Source organism: Promicromonospora umidemergens, from assembly GCF_024171995.1.
GTDB lineage: Bacteria > Actinomycetota > Actinomycetes > Actinomycetales > Cellulomonadaceae > Promicromonospora > Promicromonospora umidemergens.
In genome coordinates, this window is the sequence record NZ_JAMTCT010000007.1 from 96520 (window position 1) to 122075 (window position 25556).

The 25556-nt window shown below is 71.5% G+C and carries 23 protein-coding genes and 1 tRNA gene; 9 read left to right on the forward strand and 15 right to left on the reverse strand.

The window, feature by feature from the left end:
• Positions 1-274: 274 nt before the first annotated feature.
• From APR04_RS13810 to APR04_RS13820, 3 genes are read right to left on the reverse strand one after another with little or no spacing between them, the layout of a single operon-like run.
• Complete coding sequence (locus tag APR04_RS13810; RefSeq protein WP_253871139.1) at positions 275-1906, reverse strand: glycoside hydrolase family 43 protein; 1632 nt, start codon at positions 1904-1906, stop codon at positions 275-277.
• Positions 1903-4086 carry an alpha-galactosidase gene (locus APR04_RS13815; protein ID WP_253871141.1) on the reverse strand — a complete coding sequence of 728 codons (2184 nt, stop codon included), beginning with the start codon at positions 4084-4086 and terminating at the stop codon, positions 1903-1905. Before APR04_RS13815 ends, APR04_RS13810 begins: the two co-directional genes overlap by 4 nt.
• Positions 4083-5054 (reverse strand): family 43 glycosylhydrolase, encoded by a 972-nt coding sequence (locus APR04_RS13820; RefSeq protein WP_253871144.1) that lies wholly within the window; start codon positions 5052-5054, stop codon positions 4083-4085. Before APR04_RS13820 ends, APR04_RS13815 begins: the two co-directional genes overlap by 4 nt.
• Positions 5055-5105: 51 nt before the next feature.
• Here APR04_RS13820 and APR04_RS13825 point away from each other — a divergent pair, with 51 nt between their 5' ends.
• Positions 5106-6125, forward strand: coding sequence for a LacI family DNA-binding transcriptional regulator (locus APR04_RS13825; RefSeq protein ID WP_253871147.1), 1020 nt, complete (start codon positions 5106-5108; stop codon positions 6123-6125).
• 8 nt (positions 6126-6133) lie between these two features.
• Here the strand turns inward: APR04_RS13825 and APR04_RS13830 are convergent, their stop codons facing one another.
• The 3 genes from APR04_RS13830 to APR04_RS13840 are packed head-to-tail and all read right to left on the reverse strand — an operon-like array spanning position 6134 to position 9346.
• The gene (locus APR04_RS13830) at positions 6134-7063 is read right to left on the reverse strand and encodes a carbohydrate ABC transporter permease (protein ID WP_253871149.1); all 930 of its coding nucleotides are present in this window, start codon (positions 7061-7063) and stop codon (positions 6134-6136) included.
• Positions 7060-7983 (reverse strand): carbohydrate ABC transporter permease, encoded by a 924-nt coding sequence (locus tag APR04_RS13835; RefSeq protein ID WP_253871151.1) that lies wholly within the window; start codon positions 7981-7983, stop codon positions 7060-7062. The genes APR04_RS13830 and APR04_RS13835 overlap by 4 nt, the downstream gene beginning before the upstream one ends.
• Before the next feature lie 28 nt (positions 7984-8011).
• Positions 8012-9346 (reverse strand): ABC transporter substrate-binding protein, encoded by a 1335-nt coding sequence (locus APR04_RS13840; protein WP_253871153.1) that lies wholly within the window; start codon positions 9344-9346, stop codon positions 8012-8014.
• Positions 9347-9528: 182 nt separating this feature from the next.
• On the opposite strand from APR04_RS13840, the gene APR04_RS13845 reads away from it, so the two are divergent.
• The 4 genes from APR04_RS13845 to APR04_RS13860 all read left to right on the forward strand — a co-directional run bounded on the left by APR04_RS13845 (position 9529) and on the right by APR04_RS13860 (position 12139).
• Positions 9529-10488: a hydroxyacid dehydrogenase gene (locus tag APR04_RS13845; protein ID WP_253871155.1), complete on the forward strand. Its 960-nt coding sequence runs from the start codon at positions 9529-9531 to the stop codon at positions 10486-10488.
• A 44-nt stretch (positions 10489-10532) separates the two neighbouring features.
• Positions 10533-11123, forward strand: a complete 591-nt coding sequence (locus tag APR04_RS13850; protein WP_253871157.1) for a dihydrofolate reductase family protein — start codon at positions 10533-10535, stop codon at positions 11121-11123.
• Positions 11124-11136: 13 nt separating this feature from the next.
• Positions 11137-11985, forward strand: coding sequence for an aminotransferase class IV (locus APR04_RS13855; protein ID WP_253871159.1), 849 nt, complete (start codon positions 11137-11139; stop codon positions 11983-11985).
• A gap of 82 nt (positions 11986-12067) precedes the next feature.
• Positions 12068-12139, forward strand: a tRNA-Val gene (locus APR04_RS13860).
• A gap of 398 nt (positions 12140-12537) precedes the next feature.
• On the opposite strand, the gene APR04_RS13865 is transcribed toward APR04_RS13860, so the two are convergent.
• The gene (locus APR04_RS13865) at positions 12538-13437 is read right to left on the reverse strand and encodes an alpha/beta fold hydrolase (RefSeq protein WP_253871161.1); all 900 of its coding nucleotides are present in this window, start codon (positions 13435-13437) and stop codon (positions 12538-12540) included.
• Positions 13438-13579: 142 nt separating this feature from the next.
• Here APR04_RS13865 and APR04_RS13870 point away from each other — a divergent pair, with 142 nt between their 5' ends.
• On the forward strand, positions 13580-15241 hold the full coding sequence (locus tag APR04_RS13870; RefSeq protein ID WP_253871163.1) for a beta-1,3-glucanase family protein: 1662 nt from the start codon (positions 13580-13582) through the stop codon (positions 15239-15241).
• Positions 15242-15307: 66 nt separating this feature from the next.
• Here APR04_RS13870 and APR04_RS13875 read toward each other — a convergent pair whose 3' ends face one another.
• Positions 15308-15889 (reverse strand): dihydrofolate reductase family protein, encoded by a 582-nt coding sequence (locus APR04_RS13875; RefSeq protein WP_253871165.1) that lies wholly within the window; start codon positions 15887-15889, stop codon positions 15308-15310.
• An 83-nt stretch (positions 15890-15972) separates the two neighbouring features.
• On the opposite strand from APR04_RS13875, the gene APR04_RS13880 reads away from it, so the two are divergent.
• Positions 15973-16404 (forward strand): protein-tyrosine phosphatase family protein, encoded by a 432-nt coding sequence (locus APR04_RS13880; RefSeq protein ID WP_253871167.1) that lies wholly within the window; start codon positions 15973-15975, stop codon positions 16402-16404.
• Positions 16405-16478: 74 nt separating this feature from the next.
• On the opposite strand, the gene gap is transcribed toward APR04_RS13880, so the two are convergent.
• Together gap and APR04_RS13890 are read right to left on the reverse strand one after the other, a co-directional pair.
• Positions 16479-17477 carry a type I glyceraldehyde-3-phosphate dehydrogenase gene (gene gap, locus APR04_RS13885; protein ID WP_253871168.1) on the reverse strand — a complete coding sequence of 333 codons (999 nt, stop codon included), beginning with the start codon at positions 17475-17477 and terminating at the stop codon, positions 16479-16481.
• A gap of 199 nt (positions 17478-17676) precedes the next feature.
• Positions 17677-18633: a GlxA family transcriptional regulator gene (locus tag APR04_RS13890; protein WP_253871169.1), complete on the reverse strand. Its 957-nt coding sequence runs from the start codon at positions 18631-18633 to the stop codon at positions 17677-17679.
• A 136-nt stretch (positions 18634-18769) separates the two neighbouring features.
• Between APR04_RS13890 and APR04_RS13895 the strand changes: the two genes are divergently transcribed.
• Together APR04_RS13895 and APR04_RS13900 are read left to right on the forward strand one after the other, a co-directional pair.
• The gene (locus APR04_RS13895; RefSeq protein ID WP_253871170.1) at positions 18770-19225 is read left to right on the forward strand and encodes a GNAT family N-acetyltransferase; all 456 of its coding nucleotides are present in this window, start codon (positions 18770-18772) and stop codon (positions 19223-19225) included.
• Between the two features lie 103 nt (positions 19226-19328).
• Entirely contained in the window at positions 19329-20528 is a 1200-nt protein-coding gene (locus tag APR04_RS13900; RefSeq protein WP_253871171.1) for a sialidase family protein, read from the forward strand.
• A gap of 83 nt (positions 20529-20611) precedes the next feature.
• On the opposite strand, the gene APR04_RS13905 is transcribed toward APR04_RS13900, so the two are convergent.
• From APR04_RS13905 to APR04_RS13925, 5 genes are all read right to left on the reverse strand, one after another.
• Positions 20612-22174: an AbgT family transporter gene (locus APR04_RS13905; protein WP_253871172.1), complete on the reverse strand. Its 1563-nt coding sequence runs from the start codon at positions 22172-22174 to the stop codon at positions 20612-20614.
• Positions 22171-23271, reverse strand: coding sequence for a CE1 family esterase (locus tag APR04_RS13910; RefSeq protein ID WP_253871173.1), 1101 nt, complete (start codon positions 23269-23271; stop codon positions 22171-22173). Before APR04_RS13910 ends, APR04_RS13905 begins: the two co-directional genes overlap by 4 nt.
• 107 nt (positions 23272-23378) lie before the next feature.
• Entirely contained in the window at positions 23379-24146 is a 768-nt protein-coding gene (locus tag APR04_RS13915) for a creatininase family protein (RefSeq protein ID WP_253871175.1), read from the reverse strand.
• Positions 24143-24832: a FadR/GntR family transcriptional regulator gene (locus tag APR04_RS13920; RefSeq protein ID WP_253871176.1), complete on the reverse strand. Its 690-nt coding sequence runs from the start codon at positions 24830-24832 to the stop codon at positions 24143-24145. The genes APR04_RS13915 and APR04_RS13920 overlap by 4 nt, the downstream gene beginning before the upstream one ends.
• Positions 24833-24972: 140 nt before the next feature.
• On the reverse strand, positions 24973-25443 hold the full coding sequence (locus APR04_RS13925; protein WP_253871177.1) for a MarR family winged helix-turn-helix transcriptional regulator: 471 nt from the start codon (positions 25441-25443) through the stop codon (positions 24973-24975).
• Positions 25444-25556: the final 113 nt, after the last annotated feature.

A 25556-nucleotide genomic window follows, 5' to 3' on the forward strand; every position in this document is an offset into this window, starting at 1 on the left:
GGGCCGCACTGTCGTCACCTCGTCGTGAGTCGGGATATCGTTATCCCGGAAATACGTTATCCCGACGTACCGGACAGCACAAGGTCTGCAGCTTCTCGTAACAGAGTCATCGCGCCGAGCATGCGCAAGGAACGGATCTGGAAGCCGTAGAAGCACAGCAGCCCCCGCCAGAGGCGGGGGCTGAGGCAAGACGCTCAGGATTTCTCCCTATCGCGTACTCCAATACTAAGTGAACCTCCCGAGATCCGTCCATCGGTTGTTGTGTACGCGCCGGTCATACGCGGTGGTGAAGGGACCAGCCGGAGAAGTCGGCGGTGAAGGCGCCGTCGACCAGGTCGACCACGCTGATCCCCACCATCGCGCCGGTGAACCGCAGCCGCGGGCCGAAGTCGTCGGACAGCTCGCTGAAGTCCACGTCCGGTCCCACCTGCGCCCATGGCCCGTCGCCCGACGCCGAGGACAACCGCGCCGTCGCGCCGTCGATCTGCGCGCGCAACCGGATCGGTCCCACCGCAAGATCGACGGTCGCCAGCACCCGGGCGCCGTCGGGGTGCCCGTGGGTGAGGACCAGCACGCGGCGGCCCTGGTCGCCGACCCACTGCTGGCCCGCCTGGGGCTCGCCCTCTGGCTCGGTCCAGGTCACGTGGAGCTGGTAGTACGACGTGGTGTCGTACCAGAGCATCAGCCCGGCGGACTGGGTGAACGTGGTGGGCTCGGCGTCGACGGTGACCGCCACCTCGGCGTGGTGCTCGGTCAGGCGCTGGGCCAGGAGCGACTGCTGCCACAGCGACTCCGCGGACATCCGGCCGCGCAGCCGCACCCTGCCCGGCCGACCCGGAACGGACTCCACCCAGTCCCCCGGCGGCTCACGCAGCGTCGACCAGGGCCACCCGGCGCCGAGGTCTTGACAGGCCCTACCAGCGGACGGGCCGGCTTGACCAGTCGCGTCCGGGACCTCGACCTCCGTCGCCGGGTGCCAGCCGCCCTGGGCCAGCCGGGGCCAGCCGTCGGTCCAGACCACACGCTGCACCGCCGTCTCCCGGCCGAGGGTGTTGCGCGGCCCAGCCGGCGTCGGCAGCGGCCGGGACGCCAGGTGGGTCAGGTACCACTCGCCCGACGGCGCCTGGACCAGCTCGCCGTGCCCGGCTTTCTGCAGCGGGACCGCCGGGTCGTCGCGCGAGGTGAGCAGCGGGACGTCGTCCACCTCGTACGGGCCGGTCAGCGAGCGGCTGCGCGCCACGAGCACCCCGTGCTCGACGCCGGTCCCGCCCTGGGCGAGCAGCAGGTAGAACCAGCCGTCGTGGACGGTGAACTTGGGTCCCTCGACCAGCTCCTCGCGCTGCAGCAGCAGGCGGGTCGGACCCACCGCTCGCGCCCGGCCGGGCACCCCGCCGACGAGCGGGATCTCCAGCCCGGTGAGCACTATCCCGTCGAACCGCCGCCCGCCGACCCGCGAGTCGTTCTGCAGGTTGAGCAGGTAGTGCCGCCCATCGTGGTGCAGCAGCGACGGGTCGAACCCGTGGCCGGGCAGGCGCACGGGCCCGGACCATGGGCCGCCGACGTCGGGCGCCGTGCAGAGGTAGGTCTCCAGGTCGTAGTGCCGGGAGCCGACCGAGCGGACTATCGAGTACACGACCCAGAAGACGCCGTCCGCGTGGCTCAGGGCGGGCGCCCAGATCCCGCCCGAGTCGGGCACCCCGAGCAGCGACCGGCCAGGGGCGGCGCCGTCGACCGCCCCGGCGTGCTCCCACTCCGCGAGGTCCCGCGAGCGGTACAGCGGGATGGTCGGGAACCACTCGAACGAGCTCGTCGCGAGGTAGTACCAGTCGCCCACGCGGATCACCGACGGATCGGGCGCGAAGCCCCGCACCACCGGGTTCACCACCCGGCGCACCAGGCCGCTCACGAGCCCACCCGGACCCGCAGCAGGCGCGCCGACGTCAGAGCCGGGAGCTTGAGCTCGAGCACCCGGCCGTCGTCGGCGACGGTGACCGACTCGCCGCCCCAGCGCGGGTACAGCACCTCGACCGCCTCGTCCGCGACGCGGCCCGGCAGCGGCACCCGCAACGTGTCCGGGGCGCCGTCGTCCTGGCCGCCCCTGCGCCAGACCGCGAGGTAGAGGTGCTCGCCGTCGCGCGCGCCCTGGACGATCCAGGGGTCGCGCCAGCCGGGCAGGCCGAGCGGCCACACCGGTACCGAGCGGCCGACGGCGGAGCGGATCGCCCGGTAGGCCGCGAGCGCCTCCCGGACCACCGCGCGCTGTGCGGCGTCGAGCGTGTCGACGCGTCCGGTCAGGTGCACGCGCGCCAGCAGCGCGGTGACGAGGGAGAAGGCGAGCGGCTCCCGGTCCATGGTGCCGTCGACGGAGGCCCACACGCCGGTCTGCTCGGGTGGGAGGGCCAGCGGTGCGGCCGCGGCGATGGGTGGGGTCGCGCGGTAGTCCTGCTGGTCGGTGACGGACTGGACGGGAAAGACGCTGCCGCTGGCCGGGTCGGTGCGGGACCCGCCTGCCGCGCACGCCTCGATCACGAGGCCGGGGTGGCGGTCCATGACGGCGCTCGCCCAGGCCAGGAAGGCGCGGCCGTGCTCGAGCAGGCCGGTACCCGGTGCCGTGCCTGTCCCCGCGTCGGTCCCCGGGCCGATGTCGATGTTGTGGTCGAGCTTGAGGTAGGCGAGCCCGAACGTGCTCACGAGCCGGTCGATCACCGTGTCGAGGTGTTCGCGTGCGGCGGTGTGGCGCAGGTCGAGCTGGTGCCTGCCCCATTCGGTGACGCGGTGGCCGTGGCGCTGGAAGAACGCGGCGTCGGGCAGCGTGCGGGCGACCGGGCTGCGCACGCCGACGACCTCGGGTTCGAGCCACAGGCCCGGCTGCATGCCGTGGGCGCGGATCCGGTCGACGATGCCGCCCAGGCCGCCGTCCGGGAACCGGGTGGTCGAGGGCTCCCACTGGCCCACGGAGTCCCACCAGCCGCCCTGCTCGTCGTCGTACCAGCCTGCGTCGATCACGTAGTACTCGGCGCCGAGGTCGGCGGCCGCCTCGATCAGCGGCAGCTCGCGCTCGGTGGTGGGGTCTGACATGAGGGCGTTGAGGAAGTCGTTGTAGACCACGGGCAGCGCCTCGTGGTCGGGGTGCTGCCGCCGGGTCCGGCGGCGGTGCGCCGTGAGCGCGGCGCCGACGGCGTCCAGGGTCGCCTCGGGCCCGTCGGCGGCACCGGGGACGACGGCGAGGCTCACCGGGACGCTGGTGAACCGTGTGGTGGCGTCGAGGTGGCCGGCCCAGTGGTGCTCGTGCGCCGTCGGGCCCATGACGGCGAGGTAGACGTCGTCGTACCGGTCGCCGAGCTCGGCGTGCCAGGCACCGCTGGTCTCGACCTGCCAGGCGAGCAGGCGGCCGGTGCGGGTGTCCTCGACCAGGCCCATGGCCAGGTGCTCGGACGTGGACCAGGCGCCGGTCGAGGTCAGGCTGATCCGGTTCTTCGAGCCGACCTGGCCGAACCGCACCATGCCGACGTCGTACAGCCCCCGCTCGGCGAGCGTGGACCGGCGCCAGCGGAACTCGCCGCTCCACGGGTTGGCCGCCTCCCACACGGCCAGCTCGTGCTCCCAGCGTGCGGCGTGCCCCAGGCCCGCGACGACGCCGGTGGTGACGTGGTCGAGCACCAGCTCACGGTCGGACGTCAGCTCCGCCCACGTCCGCAGCACGGGGATGCCGACGGCGACCTCGTAGTGCACGACGGCTCGCAGGCCGGACTCCGGGTCGGCGAGGCACAGCCGCAGGTGCCGGACGCCGCCCTCGTCCGTGTCCTGCTCCGTACCGGTGAGCCGCATCCGCTGGGCCGCCGCGCCGTCGACGTGCCGCTTGCCGGAGGTGCCGGACCGCCCGTCGCCGAGCACCGCCACCTCCAGGACCGGGAGCGCGGAGCGCCGCTGGCCGTCCACGTCCGGCCGCGCTTCGCCGGTGTGCCACAGGGCCACCAGGCGTGGCGCGGTGTGCGGCCCGTGGGCGACCACGACGCGGACCACGTCGTTGCCCCACTCGAGCCGCTGCTCCGTGCTGTCCTCGAGGCCGGGAAGGGTGACAGTCATGCGATGACTCCCGTCACGGGGTCGACGGTCCAGGCGTCCCGCCACTCGAGCCGGGCGGCGCCGTCGGCGATCCGGACCGGTAGCCACACGGGTGCGGAGTGGAACAGGTCGTCCCTGTCCCACCGGTCGCCGACGTAGACATGGCTCGTGCACTGCGAGCCCTGGACGGTCACGATCGTCGAGGTCTGCGAGTCGTAGGTGGCGGAGCCCGAGGGCGCGAAGTCCGCCCAGTCGCTCCACGGCCCGGCCGGCGACGACGCCGTCGCCACCTTGTTGTCGTTCGTGGACCACCCGGTCAGCTCGGAGCCGAACAGGTAGTAGAGGCCGTCCACCTTCACCAGGGCCGGCGACTCGTACCCGTGCGGGCCCGCCGGATGGTCGCTCGGCGGGGTGAGCGTGGTCGCCACGATCTCCTCGACCGCCAGGTAGTCGGCCGACAGCCGGTAGATGTGCAGCCCGTGCTCGCGGTCCTCGGACAGGAGGTAGCCCGTGCCGTCGTCGTCAGTGCCGTCATGATCAACGAAGACGCCGATGTCCCGGCTGATGTTGCCGAGCGGGCGCTCGCTGCGCAGGTAGGTGTACGGGCCCTCAGGCCGCTCGGCCACTGCCCAGCCGACCCGGGCGTAGGCGTAGTCCGCTGAATCGACGTGCAGGAACATCACGAACTTCCCGTCCGGGTTGCGCAGCACCTTTGGCCGCTCGACCACCCGCCCGGGGGCGAGGTCGGGAACGTCCGGCGAGACCGCCAGGGCGTGCCCGTGCGCGGTCCAGGTCGCCAGGTCGGGCGACGAGTAGCAGGCCACTCCCCCGAAGGTCCCTGCACTGGTCTTGTCCTCGCCCCAGGCGTAGAACCTCCCGCCGAACCTCTGGATGCCGACGCCGTGCAGCTGGGCGACGGCGCCCTGGTCGTCGACGAACAGCTGTCCTGGTGCGATGACGCCTCGTGGGGCGTGCGGATGGGTGGGCACTCAATCTCCTCGGGTGGGGAAAACGTTATCAGCTGTCGTATGCTTCGCCTCATGGCCAGTCCGAAGCCGTACCGAGCCCCTGTCCTCGCCGATGTCGCCAAGGCGGCGGAAGTCTCCGTGCCCACGGTCTCCCGGGTTCTGAACGGCTCGAAGTACGTGGCACCCGAGCTCGCCCACCGGGTGAACGAGGCGGTGCAGACCCTCGGGTACCGCCCGAACGGCGCCGCCCGCTCGATGCGCTCCGGACGGCGGACGCTCGTGTCGGTCCTTGCCGGGGCGACCGCCAACTACGGTTACGCCCGCACGCTGCAGGGCGTCGAGACCGCCGCCCGCCGCGCGGGGATGACGGTGTCGATCACGGTCGTGGAGTCCGGCGACGCCGAGCACGTGCACGCCGCCATCGACCTCACCCTGGCCCAGCCGACGGCGGGGGTGATCGTGCTCGAGTTCGACCGCGCCGGCATCAACGCCGCCAAGGCGCTGCCCGAGGGGCTGCCCGTCGTCGTCGCCGGTGGCGGCTCGCGCCGCACCGGTCATGTCCCCGCGGCGCTGATCGACGAGCGCACCGCCGGGCGCCAGGCGACCGAGTACCTGCTCCATCTCGGCCACCGGACCGTCCACCACATCGCCGGCCCCACCGAGGGCAAGCACTCGGGCCGCACCGACGGCTGGCGCGCGGCGCTGGGCGCCGCCGGGGCACCGGTCCCGCAGATCATGCGGGCCGACTGGGACGCGAGCGCCGGCTACCGCTGGGGTGAGCGGATCGCGGGGATGAGCGACGTCACCGCGGTCTTCTGCGCCAACGACGACATCGCGCTGGGCCTCATGCGCGCGCTGACCGACCGCGGCGTCGACGTCCCGGGCGACATCTCCGTGATCGGGTTCGACGACCAGCCGCTCGTCGCGCTGTGGCGCCCCTCCCTGACCACGGTGGACCAGGACTTCGAGGACCTCGGCGCCCGGGCGTTCGGCCTCCTGTCGCAGGTGATCGACGGCGACGTCGACGCGGCGTCGTCGGTCACGGCGCCGCAGCTCGTGGTGCGGGAGTCGACTGCTGCCCCGCGGGGCTGAGCCGGCCACTACTTCAGGCTCCCGAGCGTCACGCCCGAGCGCCAGTAGCGCTGCATCGAGATCATGAGCACGACCATGGGGATGGTCGAGACGAGCGAGCCCGTCAGGACCAGGCTGGTCAGGTCGACGGTGCTGTCGGTGCCCCGCTGGAGCCAGGAGTACAGGCCGAGCATCACGGGCCACTTCTCGACCCCCTTGAGGAACACCAGCGGCCACATGAACGCGTTCCAGCTCGCCACGAAGTGCAGCAGGAAGATCGTCGCGCCGGCGGTGGTGAGCAGCCGCAGCCCCATGGAGAAGAAGATCCGGTACTCGCCGGCGCCGTCGATGCGCGCGGCCTCCATGAGCTCGGTCGGCACGGCGCCCTCGGCGTAGACCTTGGCCAGGTAGACGGAGAACGACCCGAACATGCCGGGCAGGATCATCGCCCAGATCGTGTCGTACAGGCCGAGCTGCACGAACAGCACGAAGCTCGGCACGATCATCAGCGAGCCTGGGATCAGGAACGACGCGATGATCAGGCCCATCGTCAGCCCGCGGCCGCGGTAGCGGTACTTGGCGATGCCGTAGCCGGCCGCGAGCGCGACCAGGGTGAGCCCGAGCGAGCCCAGCCCCGAGTAGAGCACGGTGTTCCACAGCCACCGGGTGAAGATGCCGTCCTGGTAGGTGAACAGGCTGCTGAGGTTGGCCCACAGGTCGAGCTGCGCGAACCACAGGCCGTTGGTCGTGTACAGCTCCCGCTGGTTCTTGGTGGCGGCCACCAGCAGCCACCACAGCGGGCCGACGGCGTACAGGGAGAGTGCCACCAGCACCCCGAGGACCACCCAGCGGGACGAGCCCCTTGCCTCCGCCGCGGAGCGGGTCTCGGGTACGGGCCGACGGCGGCGCCTGGCCGGCGGGTTTTGCCGGGTCGCCGGCTCGAGTGTGGCGTGGCTCATGACTCCTCCTTGTTCATGAAGCGGTAGATGATCGCGGAGGCGATGCCGACGACGACGGCGAGGATGACCGACAGGGCCGTGGCGTAGTTCAGGTTCCCGACCTGGAACGCCTGGTCGTAGATCATCATCGCGGGGGTGAAGTCCCGGGTGATCGTCTCGGGTGTGACCGCGCGGAACAGGACCGGCTGGTCGAAGAGCTGCAGGGTGCCGATGATCGACAGCAGCGACGTCAGCACGAGCGACCCGCGGACGAACGGGACCTTGATGGACCAGGCGATCCGCAGCTCGGACGCCCCGTCGATGCGGGCCGCCTCGAAGATCTCGTGCGGCACCGACTGGAGCGCTCCGTACAGGATGAGCATCGTGAAGCCGAGCGCGCTCCAGACCGCGAGGTTGCCCATCGACACCCAGACCATCGAGCTCGTGAAGAAGTTCACGTCCAGGCCGAACAGTGCGAAGAACCCCGTGATCGGGCCGACGGTCGGGCTGTACTGGTAGATCCAGATCATCGCGGCGACGATGCCGGGCACCATGTACGGCAGCAGGAGCGCGATGCGGAAGCGGGCGGCGGTACGACGCCGGGCGGCGTCGAGCACGAGCGCCAGGCCGAGGCCGAGCGCCTGCGTCAGCGGCACCACCACGATCGCGTAGAGGAGGACGCGGAACATCCCGGTCCAGAACGCGCCGTCGGCCAGGCCTTTGGCGAAGTTCCGCAGCCCGGCGAACTCGACGGTCTGCCCGCCGAAACCGAGTCCTGACGACTGGGTGGTGTAGACGCTCTCGCGCACCCCCATGAGCACCGGGACGATGACGAACAGCGCGAACCCCGCGAGGAACGGGAGGGTGAACGACGCACCCTTGAGGCTCTGCATCGTGCGCCAGCCGAAGAGCGGCCGGGACCGCTGAGCACGGACGGACATCCGCGTCCTCCTTTCGTAGGTCAGCGGGTCACTCGGTGACGGTGTAAGAGATGCCCTTGTCGTCGAGGTCGGCCGCGACGAACTCCTGCACCGCCGTCAGCGCCTCCTGGAGCGTGATATCGCCCGCGACGGCCTTGCCCCACTGGTCCTGCAGCTCGGGAAACCAGGCGTCGTAGTTCGGTCCGAGCTCGAACTTGCCGATCACGCGGTCCTGGGCGGTGACTATCTGCTCGCCGGCCGCCTTGTCGTCCACGAAGAAGTCCTCGGGGACCACTGCGTCCACGTAGTCGGACGCGTCGGGGACCTGGACAGGGAAGCTGACGGCGCCGGTCTCCGCGTTGCGGCCGGCCTCGATCGCCTCGGGCGTGGTGAGCCAGTCGGTGTAGGCCACGACCGCCCCGGGGTTCTCGCACCCCTCGGGGACGAACGACGGGAGCGTGCGGCCGGGTGTCACCGGCGCGGTCGCGTCCGCGAACTGCGGCACCGGGTGCGCCGACCAGTCGCCGCCCGAGTCGGCCAGGTTGGTCTGCAGGCCCGTCAGCGACCACCACTGCGTGGTCGTGGACGCCATCTTGCCCGAGTCGAAGTACTTGTACAGCGCCGGCTTGTCCATGAAGGTCTGGTTGGAGACGAGGTCCTCGTCGATGAGCGGCTGCAGCACGTCCGCAGCGGCGACGGTCTTCTCGTCGGTGAAGTTCACCACCCACTGGTCGCCCTCGATGGCGAACCACTCGGCGCCGGCCTGCTGGGCCAGGTTCATCAGGATGCTCGGGTCCTCGCCGGCCAGGTTGGTGATGTCGACGCCGTGCGGCCCGAGCTCCCGCCCCGCCTCGACGAACTCGTCCCAGGTGGCGGGGACCTCGACGTCGTACTTGTCGAACGTCTTCTGGTTCACGATGAGGAACTGGCCGTCCGACCCGCTCGGCAGGCCGTAGTACCGGCCGTCGACCTGGGCGGCGGCGAGCGCACCCTCGTTGTAGAGGTCGACGGAACCCTCGACCTGCTCGGTGATGTCCTGCGCCCAGCCGTTGACGACCATGGTGGTCAACGGCGCGAAGCCCTGGACGAGGCACGGGACGCCGGAACCGGCCTCGGTCGCGTTGCGGAAGTTCGTCTGCGTGGCGACGTTGCTGGCCTGCAGCACGTACTTCACGGTGACGTCGTCCTGCGCCGCGTTGAACGCCTCGGCGGTCTGCTCACCGGTCTCGGCGTTCCAGCCCCACACCTCGATGGTGACGGGGCCGGCCGGCTCCGTGTCGCCGGCCGCACCGGCCGACGAGGCGTCGGCCGAGCAGGCGCTCAGGCCGGCCAGCGCCGTCACGGCGAGCCCGGCGGTCGCCCAGCGGGCACGTGATCTGATCATGGCTCTCCCCTTTGAGAAGTACTGCTCCTTTGAGCTGCGCCGTGCGTGGCACAGGAAAACGTTCTCAGATTAGCGCTCCGGACCCGACTGTCAAGCGAACGTCTCTTTCCGGCCTCGGAACCCCTGCCTCTTCCCCTCGCGACAGGACAACGTTATCCTGTGCCACGGACAAGGAGGTCGGGATGGAACCACTCAACGTCGTGCTCGCGATGCGTCCGACGGCGCTCGCGGAACGACTCTTCGACGATGCCGCCCGCCGCCGGCTCGACGCCGCGGCAGAGGTCTGGCCCGAGGTGCTGGAGGAGCTGACGACCCCGGCGGCCCGCCGGGCGCTGGAGCACTGCGACGTCCTCGTCACCGGCTGGGGTGCCGGCTTCCTCTCCGACGCCGTGCTGGCCACGGCACCGCGGCTGCGCGCCGTCGTGCACACGGGCGGGAACGCCACGCACCTGCTGGGCCCCGCAGCCCTCGAACGCCGGATGACGCTGACCGATGCCCGCGCCGCGAACGGGCGCCCGGTCGCCGAGCTCTCGCTCGCGCTCATCCTCCTGGCGGGCAAGCAGACCCTGCCGGCCGCCCGGCTCTACGCCGAGCGGCGCGCCCTCATCGACCGGGAGCAGGCCTTCCCGCACGCCGGGAACCACGGCCGCCGCGTGGGCATCGTCGGGGCCTCGTGCATCGGCCGGCAGACGATCGAGCTGCTGAAGCCGTTCGACCTGGCGATATCGGTCTTCGACCCCTACCTGACCGACGACGACGCGCAGCACCTGGGCGTGCACAAGGTCGAGCTCGACGAGCTGATGGCCACGTGCACGGTGGTCTCGGTCCACGCACCCGACGTCCCCGCGACACAGCGGATGATCGACGCGCGCAGGCTCGCCCTCCTGCCCGACGGCGCCACCCTCGTCAACACCGCCCGCGGCGCCCTGGTGGACACCGACGCGCTCGTCGCCGAGCTCGCCACCGGACGGATCGACGCGATCCTCGACGTCACCGAGCCCGAGCCGCTGCCGGCGGACCATCCGCTGTGGACCCTGCCGAACGTGCTGCTCACACCACACATCGCTGGGTCCATGGGTAACGAGCTGGGCCGGCTCGGAGAGAACGCGGTCATGGAGATCGAGCGCCTCGCCCGCGAGTGAGTCGCGGATCGATGAGTCGCACCGGCCTCCGTCGTCCTACAGGTATGGGAATCGTCAAAGCAGATATGGCAGTGTCGCTCGACGGCTACTCCGCCGGGCACGACCAGAGCCTCGAGCACCCGTTCGGGCCGCTCGCCGGCGAGCGCCTGCACACCTGGATGTTCGAGCACGGGGACGCGCACAAGGCAGAGGTGGACGCCATCGTCGGCGCGGGCGCGTACATCATGGGGCGCAACATGTTCTCCCCAGGCCGCGGACCGTGGGACCTGGACTGGAAGGGCTGGTGGGGCGACAACCCGCCGTACCACGCGCCGGTCTTCGTCCTCACCCACCACGCGCGCGACCCCATCCCGATGGAGGGCGGCACCACGTTCCACTTCATCACGGACGGCGCGGAGAGCGCCCTGGAGCAGGCCCGGGCCGCCGCGGGCGACGGTGACATCTCCATCACGGGCGGGGCCACCACCCTCAACGAGTACCTCGCCGCCGGGCACATCGACGAGCTGCGGCTGCACGTCGTGCCGTTCACCCTCGGCTCGGGCACGCGCGTGTTCGACGGCGTGCCGCCCATCGAGTTCACCTCGACCTCCGTGCGGCACACGCCCGAGGTCACGCACGTGACGCTGCGCCGGTGACAGACTGGACGTCATGACGGTCATCTGGACAGAGGGGCGCATGGTCGCGCCCGACGAGGCCGCGCTCAGCGCGGTCGACCACGGCATCACTGTCGGCGACGGCGTCTTCGAGACGTGCGCCGTCCTCGGCGGTCACGCGTTCGCGCTGACGCGACATCTCGCCCGCCTGGAGCGGTCGGCGGCCGGCATGGGGATGGCGGACCTCGACCTGCACAAGGTGCGCGGTGGCGTCGACGCCGTCCTCGCCGCCGCGCCCGACGCCGGGCGCCTGCGCATCACCGTGACCGACGGCGTCGGGCCGCTCGGCTCCGGCCGGTCGGCCGGGCCGCAGACGGTGATCGTGGCGGCGACCCCCGCCGTCGTCGTACCCACCGGACGTGCCGCGCGCTCCCCCTGGACCCGCAACGAGAACAGCGCGGTCGCGGGGCTCAAGACGACGTCCTACGCCGAGAACGTCGTGGCGCTCGCGGATGCGACGGCCAAGGGCGGCGACGAGTCCGTGTTCGCGAACACCCGGGGCGAGCTGTGCGAGGGCACGGGCTCGAACGTGTTCATCGAGATCGGTGGCGAGCTCGTCACTCCCCCGCTCAGCGTGGGCTGCCTGGCCGGCATCACGCGCGAGCTGCTGCTGGAGTGGGGCGCCGAGGCGGGGCTGCCCGTGCGCGAGGCCAAGGACGGCGAGCTGCCGTTCTCGGTGCTCGACCAGGTAGCCGCCGGTGAGGCTCGGATGCTGCTGACAGGATCGGTGCGGAACGTGCAGCCGACGGCCTGGCTGGACGGCGTCGACCTGAAGGTCGGCGAGCTGTCGAGCGCCGCGCGCGACCTGTTCGAGCGGAACATGCGCGAGCGGATCGATCCCTGACCCGACCGGGCGGTCTGGATTTCGCATCCGCGCTCGAAGCAGGCTAATATCGTCCACGCACGCCCTACGGGGCTGGCAGCACGGGCGATTGGCGCAGGGGTAGCGCGCTTCGTTCACACCGAAGAGGTCACTGGTTCGATCCCAGTATCGCCCACCGTGAGAGAAGGCCCTCCGACCAGCGGAAACGCTGAGTCGGGGGGTCTTTCGTCTGCCCAGACGTGTCGGTGCGGGACTCCTGGGGGGACCAGCTGGAGGTCAGCTGACCCGGGGCCGAGCCGGGGCCGAGCCGCAAGTTGCTGGTCACCCCGGCAAGCCACCGACGTCGAACCGCAACTTACCGGTCGCCCCGGGTGCCGAGCCGAAACCTACACGTCGATCCGGGCGTGCAGGCACGTGCTTCTTGCGGCTCGGCCCTCAAGCCCACGCGCACCTTGCGGTTCGGCGCCAGCAAGCCCCTCAAGCCCACGCACACCTTGCGGTTCGGCGCCAGCAGCCCGCCCAGGCCAACCCGTATGTTGCGGTTCGGCACCCGACGACGCCGGACCCACCAGCTCACAACGGGCCGCCGACACCGGTGCCAGCGGTGACGTCTCCGACGAACGCCGCCATCACCGCCACGCACTCCGGCGAGTGGGTCTCCAGCAGCATGTGGCCGGCGTCGTAGACGTGTAGCTCCAGCCGGTCGAGGACCCTCGCGTAGCCCATGATCTCGGCCAGGTCGAAGTACGCGTCGTGGCGCCCCCAGAGCACCAGGCACGGCGGCTGGTGGGTCCGGTGGTAGTCGGCCAGCTCGCCGAACCGGGCGACGTGGTTCGCGTAGTCGCGGAACAGCCGGAACTGGGCCTCCAGGTTGCCGGGCCGCGACATCCGCTCCCAGTCCAGGTGCCAGGACTCGGGCGGCTGGAGCACCCGCACCCGCTCCGGCACCCCGCTCACGTACTCGTCGCGGACGCCCTCGAAGTTGAGCCACTCGGGCAGTCGTCCGCGGTTGGCCTCCGAGGGGTCGGCCCAGTACGCCCTCGCGCTGTCCCACTGGCTGCCCAGCCCGTCCTCGTGGGCGTTGCCGTTCTGCACGATGAGCCCGAGGACGCGATCGGGGTGCCGTGTGGCGAGGTGGTAGCCGACCGGAGCGCCGAAGTCGTGCAGGTAGACGAAGAACTCGTCCACCCCGAGCTGGTCGAGGAACGCCTCGACGGTGTCTGCCAGGTTGGCGAACGTGTAGTCGTACTCGTCGACACCGGGCGCGGCGGAGAACCCGAATCCCGGTAGGTCCGGCGCGACGACGCGGCTCACCTCCGCCAGCGGCGAGAGCACCTGCCGAAAGCTGTGGGAGGAGCTGGGGAAGCCGTGCAGCAGCAGGACGCAGGGCAGGTCCCTCGCGCCGGCCTCCCGGTAGAAGATCTCCAGCCCGCCGACGTCGAGACTGCGGTGGTGCGGCTTGTTGAGGTCCACCCCACCGAGGCTAGCCGGATGGCCGCCGACTCACGAGATCGCGCCCGGCTAGTGACATAGGCAGGATTCCTCACTAATATCCATTTTGCTGACAGTCCAGTAAGTACAACGACGTACCGAACGGAACACGAGGAGATCTCCCATGTCGCGTCCCAGACCCAGATTCCGCAGGCTCCTGAGGGCCGTGGCGGTGCTCGGCACGCTCGCCGTCACCGCTACCGCCCTCGTCGTCACGCAGCCACCGCCCGCCACTGCGGTCCCTGCCACGATCCCCATGACCATCACCAACGACTCCGGTCGCGGCGACCAGGTCTTCATCTACGTGCTCGGTACTCCCGGCGAGGGCCGGCTCGGCTGGTCCGACGCGGGCGGCGCGTTCCACCAGTGGCCCACGGTGGGCGGAACGCCCGTCGACGCTCCCGACGCGTCGATCGCCGGCCCGCGGGACGGGCAGTCGATGACCATCCAGCTGCCCAAGCTGTCCGGCCGGGTGTACTTCTCGTACGGCAGCAAGCTGTCGTTCAAGATCGTCAACGACGGCCGGCTGGTCCAGCCGGCGGTGCAGAACCCGCAGGACCCGAACCGCAACAAGCTGTTCGCCTGGACCGAGTTCACGCTCAACGACGACGGCCTGTGGATCAACAGCACCCAGGTCGACTTCCTCTCCGCCCCCTACCAGACGGGCCTGAAGAAGGGTGACGGCACGGTGATCAGCACCGGCATGCTGAAGCCCGACGGCTACACCAACGTCCTCAACGCCCTGAACGGCACACCGGGCTGGAGCAACCTGGAGCAGCACGCTCCCGACGGCTCCCTGCTGCGCATCCTCGCCCCCGGCCACGCGATAGAGACCGGGCAGATGGACGCGAACATGATGGCCGGCTACGTCGACCGGGTGTGGGCCAAGTACGCGAACGAACCCCTCACCGTCGCGCCGTACTCGTACGACCCGGCCGCTCGGTTCACCGGCCGCGTGCAGAACGGCGTCATGCGGTTCACGAACGCCTCGGGCGCCTACGTCACGGAGTTCCGCAAGCCGTCGAGCGACTCGATCTTCGGCTGCTACAAGGACCTGGCGGCACCGAACAACGACATCGGTGCCATCGCCCGCACGCTGTGCGCAGGCTTCCACCGCACGACGCTGCTGACCACCACCACCCAGCCCGGCACCAGCACGTCCGGCTTCTACCAGGAGTCCGTGACCGACTACTACGCGAAGTACATCCACGAGCAGATGGCGAACGGCAAGGCCTACGGCTTCGCGTTCGACGACGTCCTGGCGCAGGAGTCGCTGGTCCACGACGGCAACCCCACGGCGGCCTACATGCAGCTCGACCCGTTCCAGGGCGCCGCTACCCCCATCGCCGGCTCCGACGGCGGCGGGGGCGACGGCGGTGGCGGCGACGGGTCGACCCTGCCGCAGGGCACCGGCCCGGTGCACGCGGCGAACGGGATGTGCGTGGACGTCCCGTGGGCCGACTCGCACGACGGCAACCCGCTGCAGATCGCGAACTGCAGCGGCAACGCGGCCCAGACCTGGACGCGGTCCGGGTCGACCATCAGCGCCCTGGGCAGGTGCATGGACATCTCGGGCGGCAGCACCGCCGACGGCGCCGTCGTGCAGCTGTGGACCTGCAACGGCACGGGTGCCCAGAGCTGGACGTACCAGTCCGCCACCCGGGCACTCGTGAACCCTCAGTCCGGCAAGTGCCTGACGGCGGTCGGAGGCGCTCCCCTGCGCGACGGTCAGCGGCTCGAGATCCGCGCCTGCTCCGGTGCGGAGACGCAGCGCTGGACCTTCTGAGTCCCCGCGGCTGAGTCCCCGCGGCGAGCGCCCCCTGGCCGGCGTCCGTGCCGGCCGGGGGGGCGCTCAGCGCCGCACCGGGTACCTCAGGTGCAGCGCGCGGCGCCCCTGGACGGCGACGGGGTCCTCCAGCAGGACACGTGCGCCGAGGTTCGCGAAGTACGGGATCCCCTCGCCCAGCAGCACGGGGGCGAGGCTGACGCACACCTCGTCCACCAGCCCAAGCATGATCGCCTGCTGGGCCACGCTCGCGCTCGCGATGGTGACGTCCTTGCCGTCTGCGATCTCCTTGGCGCGCCCGATCGCGGTTCCGACGTCGCCGAGGAACGTCGTCCGCGGCCACCGGCCCGCGTCCTCAGGGGTGCGGTGCGTGACCACGACGACGGGGGCGCCGACGGGGTGCTTGTCGCCCCACCCGTCGGTGATGTCGAACAGCCGCCGGCCCGAGACGAGGGCACCGACGCCCTCGGTCAGGTCGCGCAGCATCCCCGCGCTCGCCTCGTCCACCGTGAGCGAGACGTCCTCGTTGGCACTCGGCACGACCACGTCACCCGCGCCGTACCAGTCGAAGAGATCCTCGATGCCGTCGTCCGGGTCCGCGATGAACCCGTCCAGCGACATCGTCATGTGCGTGAAGACCTTGCTCATTGCCCTCTCCCTCCGGTTTTCCTGACCATAAGACTGCGGAGAACCGCGGTACTCATCGGTGCGCGGCTCACTACGCTGGGGCGATGAACCAGTGGGACCTGATCGACGGCGTCGTCGAGCTGCCGGACGGCAGGCGCCTGCGCGGCACGGGCCTGCGCCGTCCCCGGCGGGATGCCCCTCCCCCGGACTTCGCGGTCTACCTGCTCGGCAGGGACCCACGGCCCGATCGGGAGTACCGGTGGGTCCGCTGGCGCGACTTCCGGCTGCCCGACTCGACGGAGCAGGCCGTCGCCGCGCTGCGGGAGGCCCACACGCGAGCAGAGTCCGAACGGGTCGAGATCGCCTGCGGCGGCGGGGTCGGCAGGACCGGCACCGCACTGGCGGTCCTTGCCGTCCTCAGCGGGGTTGCGCCCGACGACGCCGTGGCCTGGGTCCGCACGCACTATCACCGCCGCGCGGTAGAGACCCGGCATCAGAAGCGCTGGGTGGTCACGGCTCTCACACGTGGTCGGTAAGACGTCAGGTGATCGGCACCTCGAGGTGCCGATCACCTGACGTCTTGCCGACCACGCGTCCGAGCGTCGGTCGCTCAGCCGCGCGCGAGCAGCTCCAGGGTGTCGATCACGCGGTTGGAGAAGCCCCACTCGTTGTCGTACCAGGCAACGACCTTGACGTGCTTGCCCTCGACGCGGACCAGCGCGGCGTCGAAGATCGCGGACGCCGGCTCGCCGGTGATGTCGCTGGAGACCAGCGGCTCGTCGGAGTAGTCGAGGATGCCCTTGAGCTTGCCGTCGGCCGCCGTGCGGTAGGCCGCGAGCACCTCGTCACGGGTGACCTCACGCGAGACCGTCGTGTTCAGCTCCACGAGCGAGCCCACGGGGACGGGCACGCGGATCGAGTCGCCCGAGAGCTTGCCGTTCAGGTTCGGCAGCACCAGGCCGATCGCCTTGGCGGCACCCGTCGTCGTCGGCGCGATGTTGACGGCGGCCGCACGCGCCCTGCGCAGGTCCCGGTGCGGCCCGTCCTGCAGGTTCTGCTCCTGCGTGTAGGCGTGCACGGTGGTCATGAAGCCGTGCTCGATACCGGCCAGGTCGTCCAGGACGGAGGCCAGCGGGGCCAGCGCGTTCGTGGTGCACGACGCGTTCGAGACGATCACGTGCGCGGCCGGGTCGTAGACGTCCGTGTTCACGCCGTAGGCGAGCGTGACGTCGGCGCCGGCCGAGGGCGCGCTGACGAGCACCTTCCGGGCGCCGGCGTCGAGGTGCGCGCGGGCGGCGTCGGCCGAGGTGAACCGGCCGGTCGCCTCGAGCACGATGTCGACGCCGAGCTCAGCCCAGGGCAGCTTGGCGGGCTCGCGCTCGCCCAGCACCTTGATTCGGTGGCCGTCGACGACGAGCACGTCGCCGTCGACCTCGACCGGGCGGCCGAGACGGCCGAGCGCGCTGTCGTACTTGAGCAGGTGCGCGAGCGCGTCCGGGGCGGTGAGGTCGTTGATGGCGACCACCTCGAGGTCGCTCTCGCGCTCGAGCAGGGCACGAAGGGAGTTACGGCCGATGCGGCCGAAGCCGTTGATGGCGATACGTGTCATGCCTCCATGCTCGGCCGCCTGACTCATCTTCGAAAGCGGCTGGAACGCCATGGTGCGCAAGGAACGTGCCAGACATGACGCCACCGCGCGCAAGGATCCCGCCACCGCTCAGGCCCTACCTGTTTGCCGCCTGAGTCTGCGGTTCCGCTCCGGGCGTGTGCCTCGTTCCTCGGCCCGCACCCTGCGCTGCACCTCCGGCTCAGGCGGAGAACGTGTGCCGGTACTCCGTCGGCGACGTGCCAAGGATCCGGTGGAAGTGCAGGCGCAAGTTGGCAGCAGTGCCAAGCCCCACCCGGTGCGCGACCTGCTCGACGCCCAGGTCGCTTCGCTCCAGCAGCTCCCGCGCCAGGTCCACCCGCGCCCGCAGCACCCACTGCATCGGCGTATACCCGGTGTCCTCAACGAACCGCCGCGAGAAGGTGCGCGCCGAGACCCGCGCGTTGCGCGCGAGCGCGGCGAGCGTCAGCGGCTCGGCCAGATGCTCCAGGGCCCACGCACGGGTGTCGGCGAACACGTCGCCGAGCGGCTCGGGAACGCTGCGCGGGACGTACTGCGCCTGTCCCCCGCTGCGGTACGGCGCGGCCACCAGCCGTCTGGCCACATGGTTGGACAGTCCGACGCCGTGGTCGCGCCGCACCAGGTGCAGGCACAGGTCGATGCCCGACGCCGCGCCCGCCGACGTCAGCACGCCGCCCTCGTCCACGAACAGCACGTTCTCGTCCACCTGCACGAGCGGATGGCGCTCGCGGAGCGCCCTCGTGTAGTGCCAGTGGGTGGTCGCCCGCTTGCCGTCGAGCAGACCTGTCGCGGCCAGCGCGAACGCTCCCGTCGAGATGGCGGCGAGCCGGGCACCGCGGTCGTGGGCTTGCTTGAGCGCGTCGACGACGACGGCGGGCGGGTCGGCGGCGGCCGGCGTCCGGTAGCCGGGGACGAACACGGTGTCCGCACGTTCGAGGGCGTCCAGCCCCTCGGCCACGTGGTACGAGAGGCCGTCGCCGCCGGTCACCAGCCCGGGCGCCGCGCCGCAGACCCGCACCTCGTAGGGCATGCTCGGCCGGTTGGAGAACACCTGCGCGGGGATGCCGACGTCGAGCGGCTTGGCACCCTCGAGCACCAGCACGGCGATCTGGTGGTTCCTCGACCGCGGCAAGCTCACACGACTGATCCTATGCGGCGCCCGAGCCGAAGGTCCGCCTCCAGGATGCGATCAGGCCTGGTCCACGGCCCGGATCCGGGCCTGACCGCATGATCGCGGCGGACCTTCGCGTCCCGTCGCGTGCCAGGCTGGCGCCATGGCAGCAGACCTCCTCGTCAGAGCCGCGACCCCCGACGACGCTCCCGCGCTAGCCGCGCTGCGCTGGCGCTGGGCGGTCCCTGACCGCACGCCGAGCGACGACGAGGCCAGGGAGTTCGCCGGGGCGCTCCGGCGGTGGATGGAGGAGCGCGGCGAGCGGTCGGTCTGCCAGATCGCGGTCCTGGACGGCGACCTGGTCGGGATGGCCTGGCTGGCGGTGTTCGAACGCGCGCCCAACCCCGGCGACCTCGTGCGTCGCTCGGGCGACGTGCAGAGCGTCTTCGTGCTGCCGGAGCACCAGGGCAGCGGCATCGGGCGCCGGCTGATGGAGGCGATCTGCGCGGCGGCCGACGGCCTGGGGGTCCGGAAGCTCACGCTGGACGCCCGGGACTCGGCGGTCCCGTTCTACGAACGGCTGGGGTTCTCGGCGCGCAACGGACTGATGCAACGTTGACTCACGTGCGATCGGGCGCCTACGGTGACGGCGGTCGCCCGTCGACGCGGCCGACCGACCCACCACTGTTCGAGATCAGAGCCGATCCGAGAGGTGCCAACGCATGCCTGTTGCACGACGCTTGTTCACGGTCCTGGCGCTCGCCGCCCTCACGCTGGCCACCGCCGTCGCGCCCGCTACCGCCATCGACCCCGGCGGGACAGCACCACCGCCAGGAGGTGCGGAGAACGGGACCCGCCTGATGGAGGGCCCGGCCCTCTACCCCCGCGCCATCCGGCTGGAGCACTCCGGGGAAGCGAACGGCACCATCATCGCCAGCGCCGTCACCTTCGCCGGCGGCGCCGGGCACGGCGCGATCTTCTCCAGCACCGACGACGGCCGCACGTTCGACCGGATCGGTACGGTCTCCGACCCGGGCGCCGCCGAGGGGCTGTGCTGCTCGACGCTGTACGAGCTGCCCCAGCGCGTGGGCGACCTGGCGGCCGGCACGCTGCTCTGGTCGGCGTCGGCGGGCCAGGAGGCGGACCCGGCCACTCGCCGCATGACGCTGCCGGTCTGGGCCAGCAAGGACCAGGGCCGCACCTGGGAGTACGTGTCCACCGCGGCCACGGCTGCCGGCACCAAGGGGCTGTGGGAACCGGAGTTCGCCGTCTCGCCCGACGGTGAGCTCGTGCTGTACGTCTCCGACGAGAACCAGCAGCCGACGCACAGCCAGACGATCGTGCAGGCGACGTCACCGGACGGGGTGACCTGGTCCCCGCTGGAGAACGTCGTCGCGGCGCAGGACCCCGCGCTGCGCCCCGGGATGCCGGTGGTCCGCCGGCTGCCCAGCGGCACGTACCTGATGAGCTACGAGATCTGCGGCCCCGGCCAGGACTGCCGGCACCTGACCCGCCGGTCGCCCGACGGCGTCAGCTGGGGCCCCGCCGACCACCTCGGCAACCCCGTGCGCACCGTGGACGGCACCCACTTCCGGCACGCCCCGACGATCAGCTGGTACGACGACGGCACCGGCGACGGGCGGCTGCTCGGCGTCGGGCAGATGCTGTACGGCGCCGACGGGACGGTGCAGCCGGGCAACGGGTCGACGATCATGACCAACGACGCGGCGCCGGAGTCCCCCTGGCGCACGGCCGACGCTCCGGTCCGGATCCACGAGCCGTGGAACAACTACTGCCCCAACTACAGCTCGAGCCTGCTGGCCATGCCCGAGCGGGGTGAGCTCCTCGAGCTGGCGACCGGGTACGACGCGGAGGGCGGCACCTGCACCACCTACTTCGCGGTCGCCGGCCTGCCGGACTGATCCGCGCGCGGCCCCACAAGGGCCTGCGGCCCTGACTCGACGTACCTGGTACGTCGAGTCAGGGCCGCAGGCCGCACCTCCCGTCAGCGCACCGGCGCACCCGGCCCGAGCGGGATCCCGAGCCCCCACCAGGCGAAGAACAGCAGCGTCCAGGCGACCGTCATGCAGACGGCCAGCGGCAGCGTGTACGAGGCGAGGGTGCCGATGCCCGCGTCCTTGCGGTACCGCTGCAGGAACCCGAGCGCCATGATGAAGTACGGGCTCATCGGCGTGATCGCCGTTGACCCCGAGTCCGCGATCCGGAACAGGGCCTGGGTGGTCTCCGCGGGCACGTCCAGCAGCATGAGCATCGGCACCACGACAGGCGCCGCCATGGCCCACATCGCCGAGCCGCTCGTCACCAGCACGTTGACAAGGGACAGCAGCGCCAGGATCCCCAGGAACACGATCCAGATCGGCACCCCGGTGGTCTCCAGGGCGTTCGCCGAGTTCACGGCGATGACGTCGCCGATGCGGGTCCAGGTGAAGTACTGCAGGAACTGGGCGATCGCGAAGAACAGCACCAGCACGGGCGCCATCTGACGCACGCCGTCCGCCATCAGCCTCGGCACGTCCGCGGCCTGGGCGATCGACCCGGACCGGACGCCGTAGACCGTCCCCACCAGGGCGAACATGACAGCGACGACGGCCGCGATCCCGCCGAGGAACGGTGACTCGGTGAGGCTCCCGTCCTCTCCCCGCAGCGGGGACGACGACGGCAGCACCGCCGCGACGATGGCGGCCAGCGCGACGGCACCGGCCAGCATGGCCATGCGCAGGGCGGACCGGTCCCGCGCCGTGAGCTCGAGGCTCGCGACGTCGTCCAGGTTGGCGTCCGGGTCGGCGTCGAGGTCGGGACGCTTCGCCAGGACCAGCTTCGTGACCAGGGTGATCACGGTCGCCAGCAGCAGCGAGGACGCGATGTTGAAGAACCAGTTGCTGACCGGCGAGACGTAGGCCGACGGGTCGATGATCCGCGCGGCCTCCGTGGTGATGCCGGCGAAGATCGCGTCGTTCGGCGTCGGGATCGGGCTCGCGTCGTAGCCGGACGCGATCGACGTGTAGGCCACGACGATGCCGAGGATCGGCGACTTGCCCACCGCCCGGAACGCCAGCCCGCCCAGCGGCACCAGGATGATGTACGCGGCGGCGCTCGCGACGTGCGAGACGGTGCCGGCGAAGGCGACGGCGAACACCACCCACGACACCGGCACGCGGGACACGGAGACCTTCATGGCCGCCGCGAGGAAGCCGGTGCGCTCCGCGATCGCGACGCCCATGATGACGGCGACGATGGTGCCCATCGGGCCGAACCCGGCGAAGTTGTCGACGGCCGTCTCCACGGCCATCGCAAGCCCCTCACCGCTGAACAGGTTCCGTACCACCACCTCCTCGCCGTCGGCGGGCGAGACCACGGAGACGCCGGTGGCCGCGAGGACGGCGCTGGCCACGCCGAGGATCACCGCGAGGATCCAGAACAGCCAGAACGGGTGCGGCAGCGCGTTGCCGAGGCGCTCGACGACGGCCAGGGCGCGCAGGACGCGTGGGAGACGGTCCGGCTCGGTCCCGGGACCTCCGGCGGTGCCGGGCCTGGACGTGGTGGTCATGACGCCGCCCCCTGCCCGCGCTCGTCGAGGAACCGGACCGGCAGGCGCTCGTCCCGCAGGAACTCCCACATCACCTCGTGGGCCTCGATGCTGTGCGTGGCGTACCCGCCGCCGGAGTAGCTGTCCTCGCCCGGCCACGTGTGACCGCCGCCGAGCACGGCCACCTGCGTGACCTCCGCGCCGGCGGCACAGTCGGTCCAGCGGTAGGTGGTCACGTCGTCGGCGGTCGCCTCGACCTCGGGCCCGGTGGTGCACCCGTTGCGTCCGACCCACTCACCGGCCCAGTGCGGGATGGCGGGCAGGCCACGGTCGACGTCCCCGACGTACGGGATCGTCACGTCGTTGGTGCCGTGGAGCTCCATGACCGGCACCGGGCGCTGCGGGGCGCAGTCCGGATGGCCGGTCCCGTAGAACGCCGCGGCCACCGGCGCGACGGCGGCGACCCGGTCCGAGAGCTCGCACGCCAGGATGCCGGCGAACCCTCCGCCGTTGGACTTGCCGGTGGCGTACACCCGGCGCGAGTCCACGCACAGGTCCGACTCCAGGGTGTCCAGCAGGTCGTTCGCGTAGGCGACGTCGTCGACCCCGGGAGCTGAGTACGGCGCGCCCTCCCAGGCCTGCCGGTCACCGTCCCCGGTGCCGACCACGCCGTTGCCGTAGGCAACGATCGCGGGCAGGGCGTTCAGCCCGGCGAACGCCTCGGTGCCCGCACCGGTGTTGCCACGCCCGTGGAACACGAGCACGACCGGCCAGGCGCGGTCGCTCCGGTAGCCGTCGGGCAGGTGCAGCTGCACGCTCCGCTCCCGCCCGTCGCTGGTGAGCGTGCGCAGCACGCTGCTGCCAGGCTCCTGGCCAGGGTCGGTCCCGCACCCGACGGAACGCACCGGGCGGGCGGCAGCGGCCGGGGCGACGCTGCCCGACGGCTGGGTCGTCGCGCCGGCCGGAACCGGAGCGGCAGACACCGTGGTGGCGCCGACCGGGCCGGCCAGGCCCGAGACCGCGAGCGCCAGCGCAGTGAGGAGCGCGGCACGGCGGCCGAGCCGCCGGGGGGCGCCGCCTGCGCGGCCATGGCCGGATGATGCTGTCGTCGTTGACATGCGAGTCCTTTCTCGGTGCCAGCCCGCGGGTGCGGGCATGACGGAACGGACACCTGGCGGGCCAGGTGCGTCGAGGGTTCGGTATGGGTGGGTGTGCGGAGCCGGGCCTATGCGGCCAGCCACTCCTCGAGGAACGTCGTGATGCGGCCGACGATGGCCTGCACGATCGCGGCGCCGTCCTCGGCGGTGGCACGGCGGGGGTCACCGAGCACCCCGTTGCCGCTGAGCCGGTCGTACGGGAGGGTGAGGGCGGGCTGCGCGTGGTGGCGCGCGGTCCGGGAGACGTCGTCGAGCTGGTCCGGGGTGGTGGTGCCCGGCTCGAGACGGTCGGGGTGCACCAGGTGCGGTGCGATGTGCAGCATCTGCGCGGTCTCGGCCTCGCCGGAGTGGCCGTGGACCGCACTCGGGTCCAAGGCCGCCACGGCGTCGCCGGCCAGCGACGTCAGCGGCGACCAGGCGAGCTGGACGCCGGGGTGCGACACGAGGAGGTCCTGCGCCACCGTGGTCAGCGTCGCGTTGTTGCCGCCGTGCCCGGTGACGACCAGGAACCGGGTCCAGCCGTGGGTGTGCAGGCTCGTCACGTACTCCCGCACGACGGCGGCGAACGTGCTCGTCGTGAGGGTCACCGTGCCGGGGAACGCCATGTGGTGCGGCGACACCCCGAGGGGGATCGACGGACCGACCACCACGCGGCCGGCCAGGTTCGCGGCAACCTGCGCGACGACCGCCTCGGCCCGCACCAGGTCGGTACCGAGCACCATGCCCGGGCCGTGCTGCTCCAGGGCACCTGCCGGGATCAGCACGATCGTGCCGCGCGCCACAGCGTCTGCGGCCTCCAGCGTCGTCATCTCCGCGAGGCGGTCCGGTGCCGTCATGACGCCGCACCGCCGAAGTCCGCCGTCTCGAGCGACTCCCGGATCGTGGTCAGGTGGGTCCGGGTGAGACGCTCGGCCGCCGCACCGTCGCCGTCCCGCACCGCGGCCAGGATCTCGAGGTGCTCCGCATGGTCCCGCCGGCGGTCGTCGTACCGGAACCGGATCTCCGTCTGCTCAGGGGCCCGCACGTGCAGCAGCGCCTCCACCGTCTCGCGCAGCAGGCCGTTGCCCGACGCCGCCGCCAGCTCCACGTGGAAGTTCAGCGCGGGCCGGACCCCGTGCACAGGGGGCTGCAGCGCCGTCGCAGCGGCGGCCTCCAGGCGCTGCAGCCCAGCGGCGTCGCGGGCGCTCGCGGCCAGCGCGGCGATGCCGGGCTCGATGACGAGGCGGGCCTGGACGAGCTCGATCACCGAGGCGCGCGTGATGTGCGGCCGGTGCGGGTTGGCCAGGACCGACCGCTCGAGGCCGGGCCCGATGTACGTCCCGGAGCCGTGCCGCAGCTCGACCACGCCGGTGGCCTCGAGCCGCCGCAGGGCCTCCCGGACGGTCGGGGTCGTGACGGCGAAGCGCTTGGCCAGGTCGCGGGAGGACTCGAGCACGTCGCCCGGTCCGAGGCTCTCGGAGCGGATCAGCTGCACGATGTCGTCAGCGAGCTGCTCGGAGAACGAGGCTCTACCTTGAGTCATGGAAGTGACTAAATCACTTAGTGATTCTTCCGTCAAGGAGGACGACCGGTGCTGACTGACGTTCAGCAGGCCACAGGCGACCATCTGCTGCTCGATGACGGCCGGTTCCAGCCTGCTGAACCTCAGTCAGCAGTACCGCCTCAAGCTTCGGGAACCGGTCGTGGCCAGTGCCGCCCGGACCGTTCCTCGATCACCCGGTTGTACCGGGCCAGCAGCTCGGCGAGCTTCGCCTGGTCCTGCTCCGGCCAGTCGGTGAGCAGCTCGGCGAGCAGCACCTGGCTCGCCTCGCGCTCCTCGGTGAGCAGGCGGCGGCCGTCGTCCGACAGCCGGAGCTTGCGAGCCTGACCCCCTTCCGGGTCCTCGAACCGCTCCGCGAGCCCTGCCCCGCGCAGGGCCGCCGTCTGCCGGTTCAGCGTCGAGACGTCGAGGCCGGTGGCGCCGGCGAGCTCGGACAGACTGGCCGGCCCGCCGGCGTCGAGCAGGCTGAGCAGGGTGTACGCACTCTGGTCGAGCAGGCCCCCGTGCCGGCGCGAACGGCCTGCGGGAAGCATGGCGAGGTGGCGGCCGAACAGCATGGCCTCGTACTCGATCCGGTCGATCGGGGACGTCATCGGCTACCTCCGGGTCGCGTGCGCCGACCGGCGCTATGCATCATGCACAAGATATGGCACCCTGAGCCTCACGCCTAATGTGCATGATGCACAGCAACTATTCCGAGGAGACT

Excerpts from the sequence above, each read along its gene's own strand:
- APR04_RS13815 (WP_253871141.1), bottom strand. The coding sequence starts at position 4,086 with ATGACTGTCACCCTTCCCGGCCTCGAGGACAGCACGGAGCAGCGGCTC.
- APR04_RS13825 (WP_253871147.1), top strand. The coding sequence starts at position 5,106 with ATGGCCAGTCCGAAGCCGTACCGAGCCCCTGTCCTCGCCGATGTCGCC.
- APR04_RS13830 (WP_253871149.1), bottom strand. The coding sequence starts at position 7,063 with ATGAGCCACGCCACACTCGAGCCGGCGACCCGGCAAAACCCGCCGGCC.
- APR04_RS13835 (WP_253871151.1), bottom strand. The coding sequence starts at position 7,983 with ATGTCCGTCCGTGCTCAGCGGTCCCGGCCGCTCTTCGGCTGGCGCACG.
- APR04_RS13840 (WP_253871153.1), bottom strand. The coding sequence starts at position 9,346 with ATGATCAGATCACGTGCCCGCTGGGCGACCGCCGGGCTCGCCGTGACG.
- APR04_RS13845 (WP_253871155.1), top strand. The coding sequence starts at position 9,529 with ATGGAACCACTCAACGTCGTGCTCGCGATGCGTCCGACGGCGCTCGCG.
- APR04_RS13850 (WP_253871157.1), top strand. The coding sequence starts at position 10,533 with ATGGGAATCGTCAAAGCAGATATGGCAGTGTCGCTCGACGGCTACTCC.
- APR04_RS13855 (WP_253871159.1), top strand. The coding sequence starts at position 11,137 with ATGACGGTCATCTGGACAGAGGGGCGCATGGTCGCGCCCGACGAGGCC.
- APR04_RS13870 (WP_253871163.1), top strand. The coding sequence starts at position 13,580 with ATGTCGCGTCCCAGACCCAGATTCCGCAGGCTCCTGAGGGCCGTGGCG.
- APR04_RS13875 (WP_253871165.1), bottom strand. The coding sequence starts at position 15,889 with ATGAGCAAGGTCTTCACGCACATGACGATGTCGCTGGACGGGTTCATC.
- APR04_RS13880 (WP_253871167.1), top strand. The coding sequence starts at position 15,973 with ATGAACCAGTGGGACCTGATCGACGGCGTCGTCGAGCTGCCGGACGGC.
- gap (WP_253871168.1), bottom strand. The coding sequence starts at position 17,477 with ATGACACGTATCGCCATCAACGGCTTCGGCCGCATCGGCCGTAACTCC.
- APR04_RS13895 (WP_253871170.1), top strand. The coding sequence starts at position 18,770 with ATGGCAGCAGACCTCCTCGTCAGAGCCGCGACCCCCGACGACGCTCCC.
- APR04_RS13900 (WP_253871171.1), top strand. The coding sequence starts at position 19,329 with ATGCCTGTTGCACGACGCTTGTTCACGGTCCTGGCGCTCGCCGCCCTC.
- APR04_RS13905 (WP_253871172.1), bottom strand. The coding sequence starts at position 22,174 with ATGACCACCACGTCCAGGCCCGGCACCGCCGGAGGTCCCGGGACCGAG.
- APR04_RS13910 (WP_253871173.1), bottom strand. The coding sequence starts at position 23,271 with ATGTCAACGACGACAGCATCATCCGGCCATGGCCGCGCAGGCGGCGCC.
- APR04_RS13915 (WP_253871175.1), bottom strand. The coding sequence starts at position 24,146 with ATGACGGCACCGGACCGCCTCGCGGAGATGACGACGCTGGAGGCCGCA.
- APR04_RS13920 (WP_253871176.1), bottom strand. The coding sequence starts at position 24,832 with ATGACTCAAGGTAGAGCCTCGTTCTCCGAGCAGCTCGCTGACGACATC.
- APR04_RS13925 (WP_253871177.1), bottom strand. The coding sequence starts at position 25,443 with ATGACGTCCCCGATCGACCGGATCGAGTACGAGGCCATGCTGTTCGGC.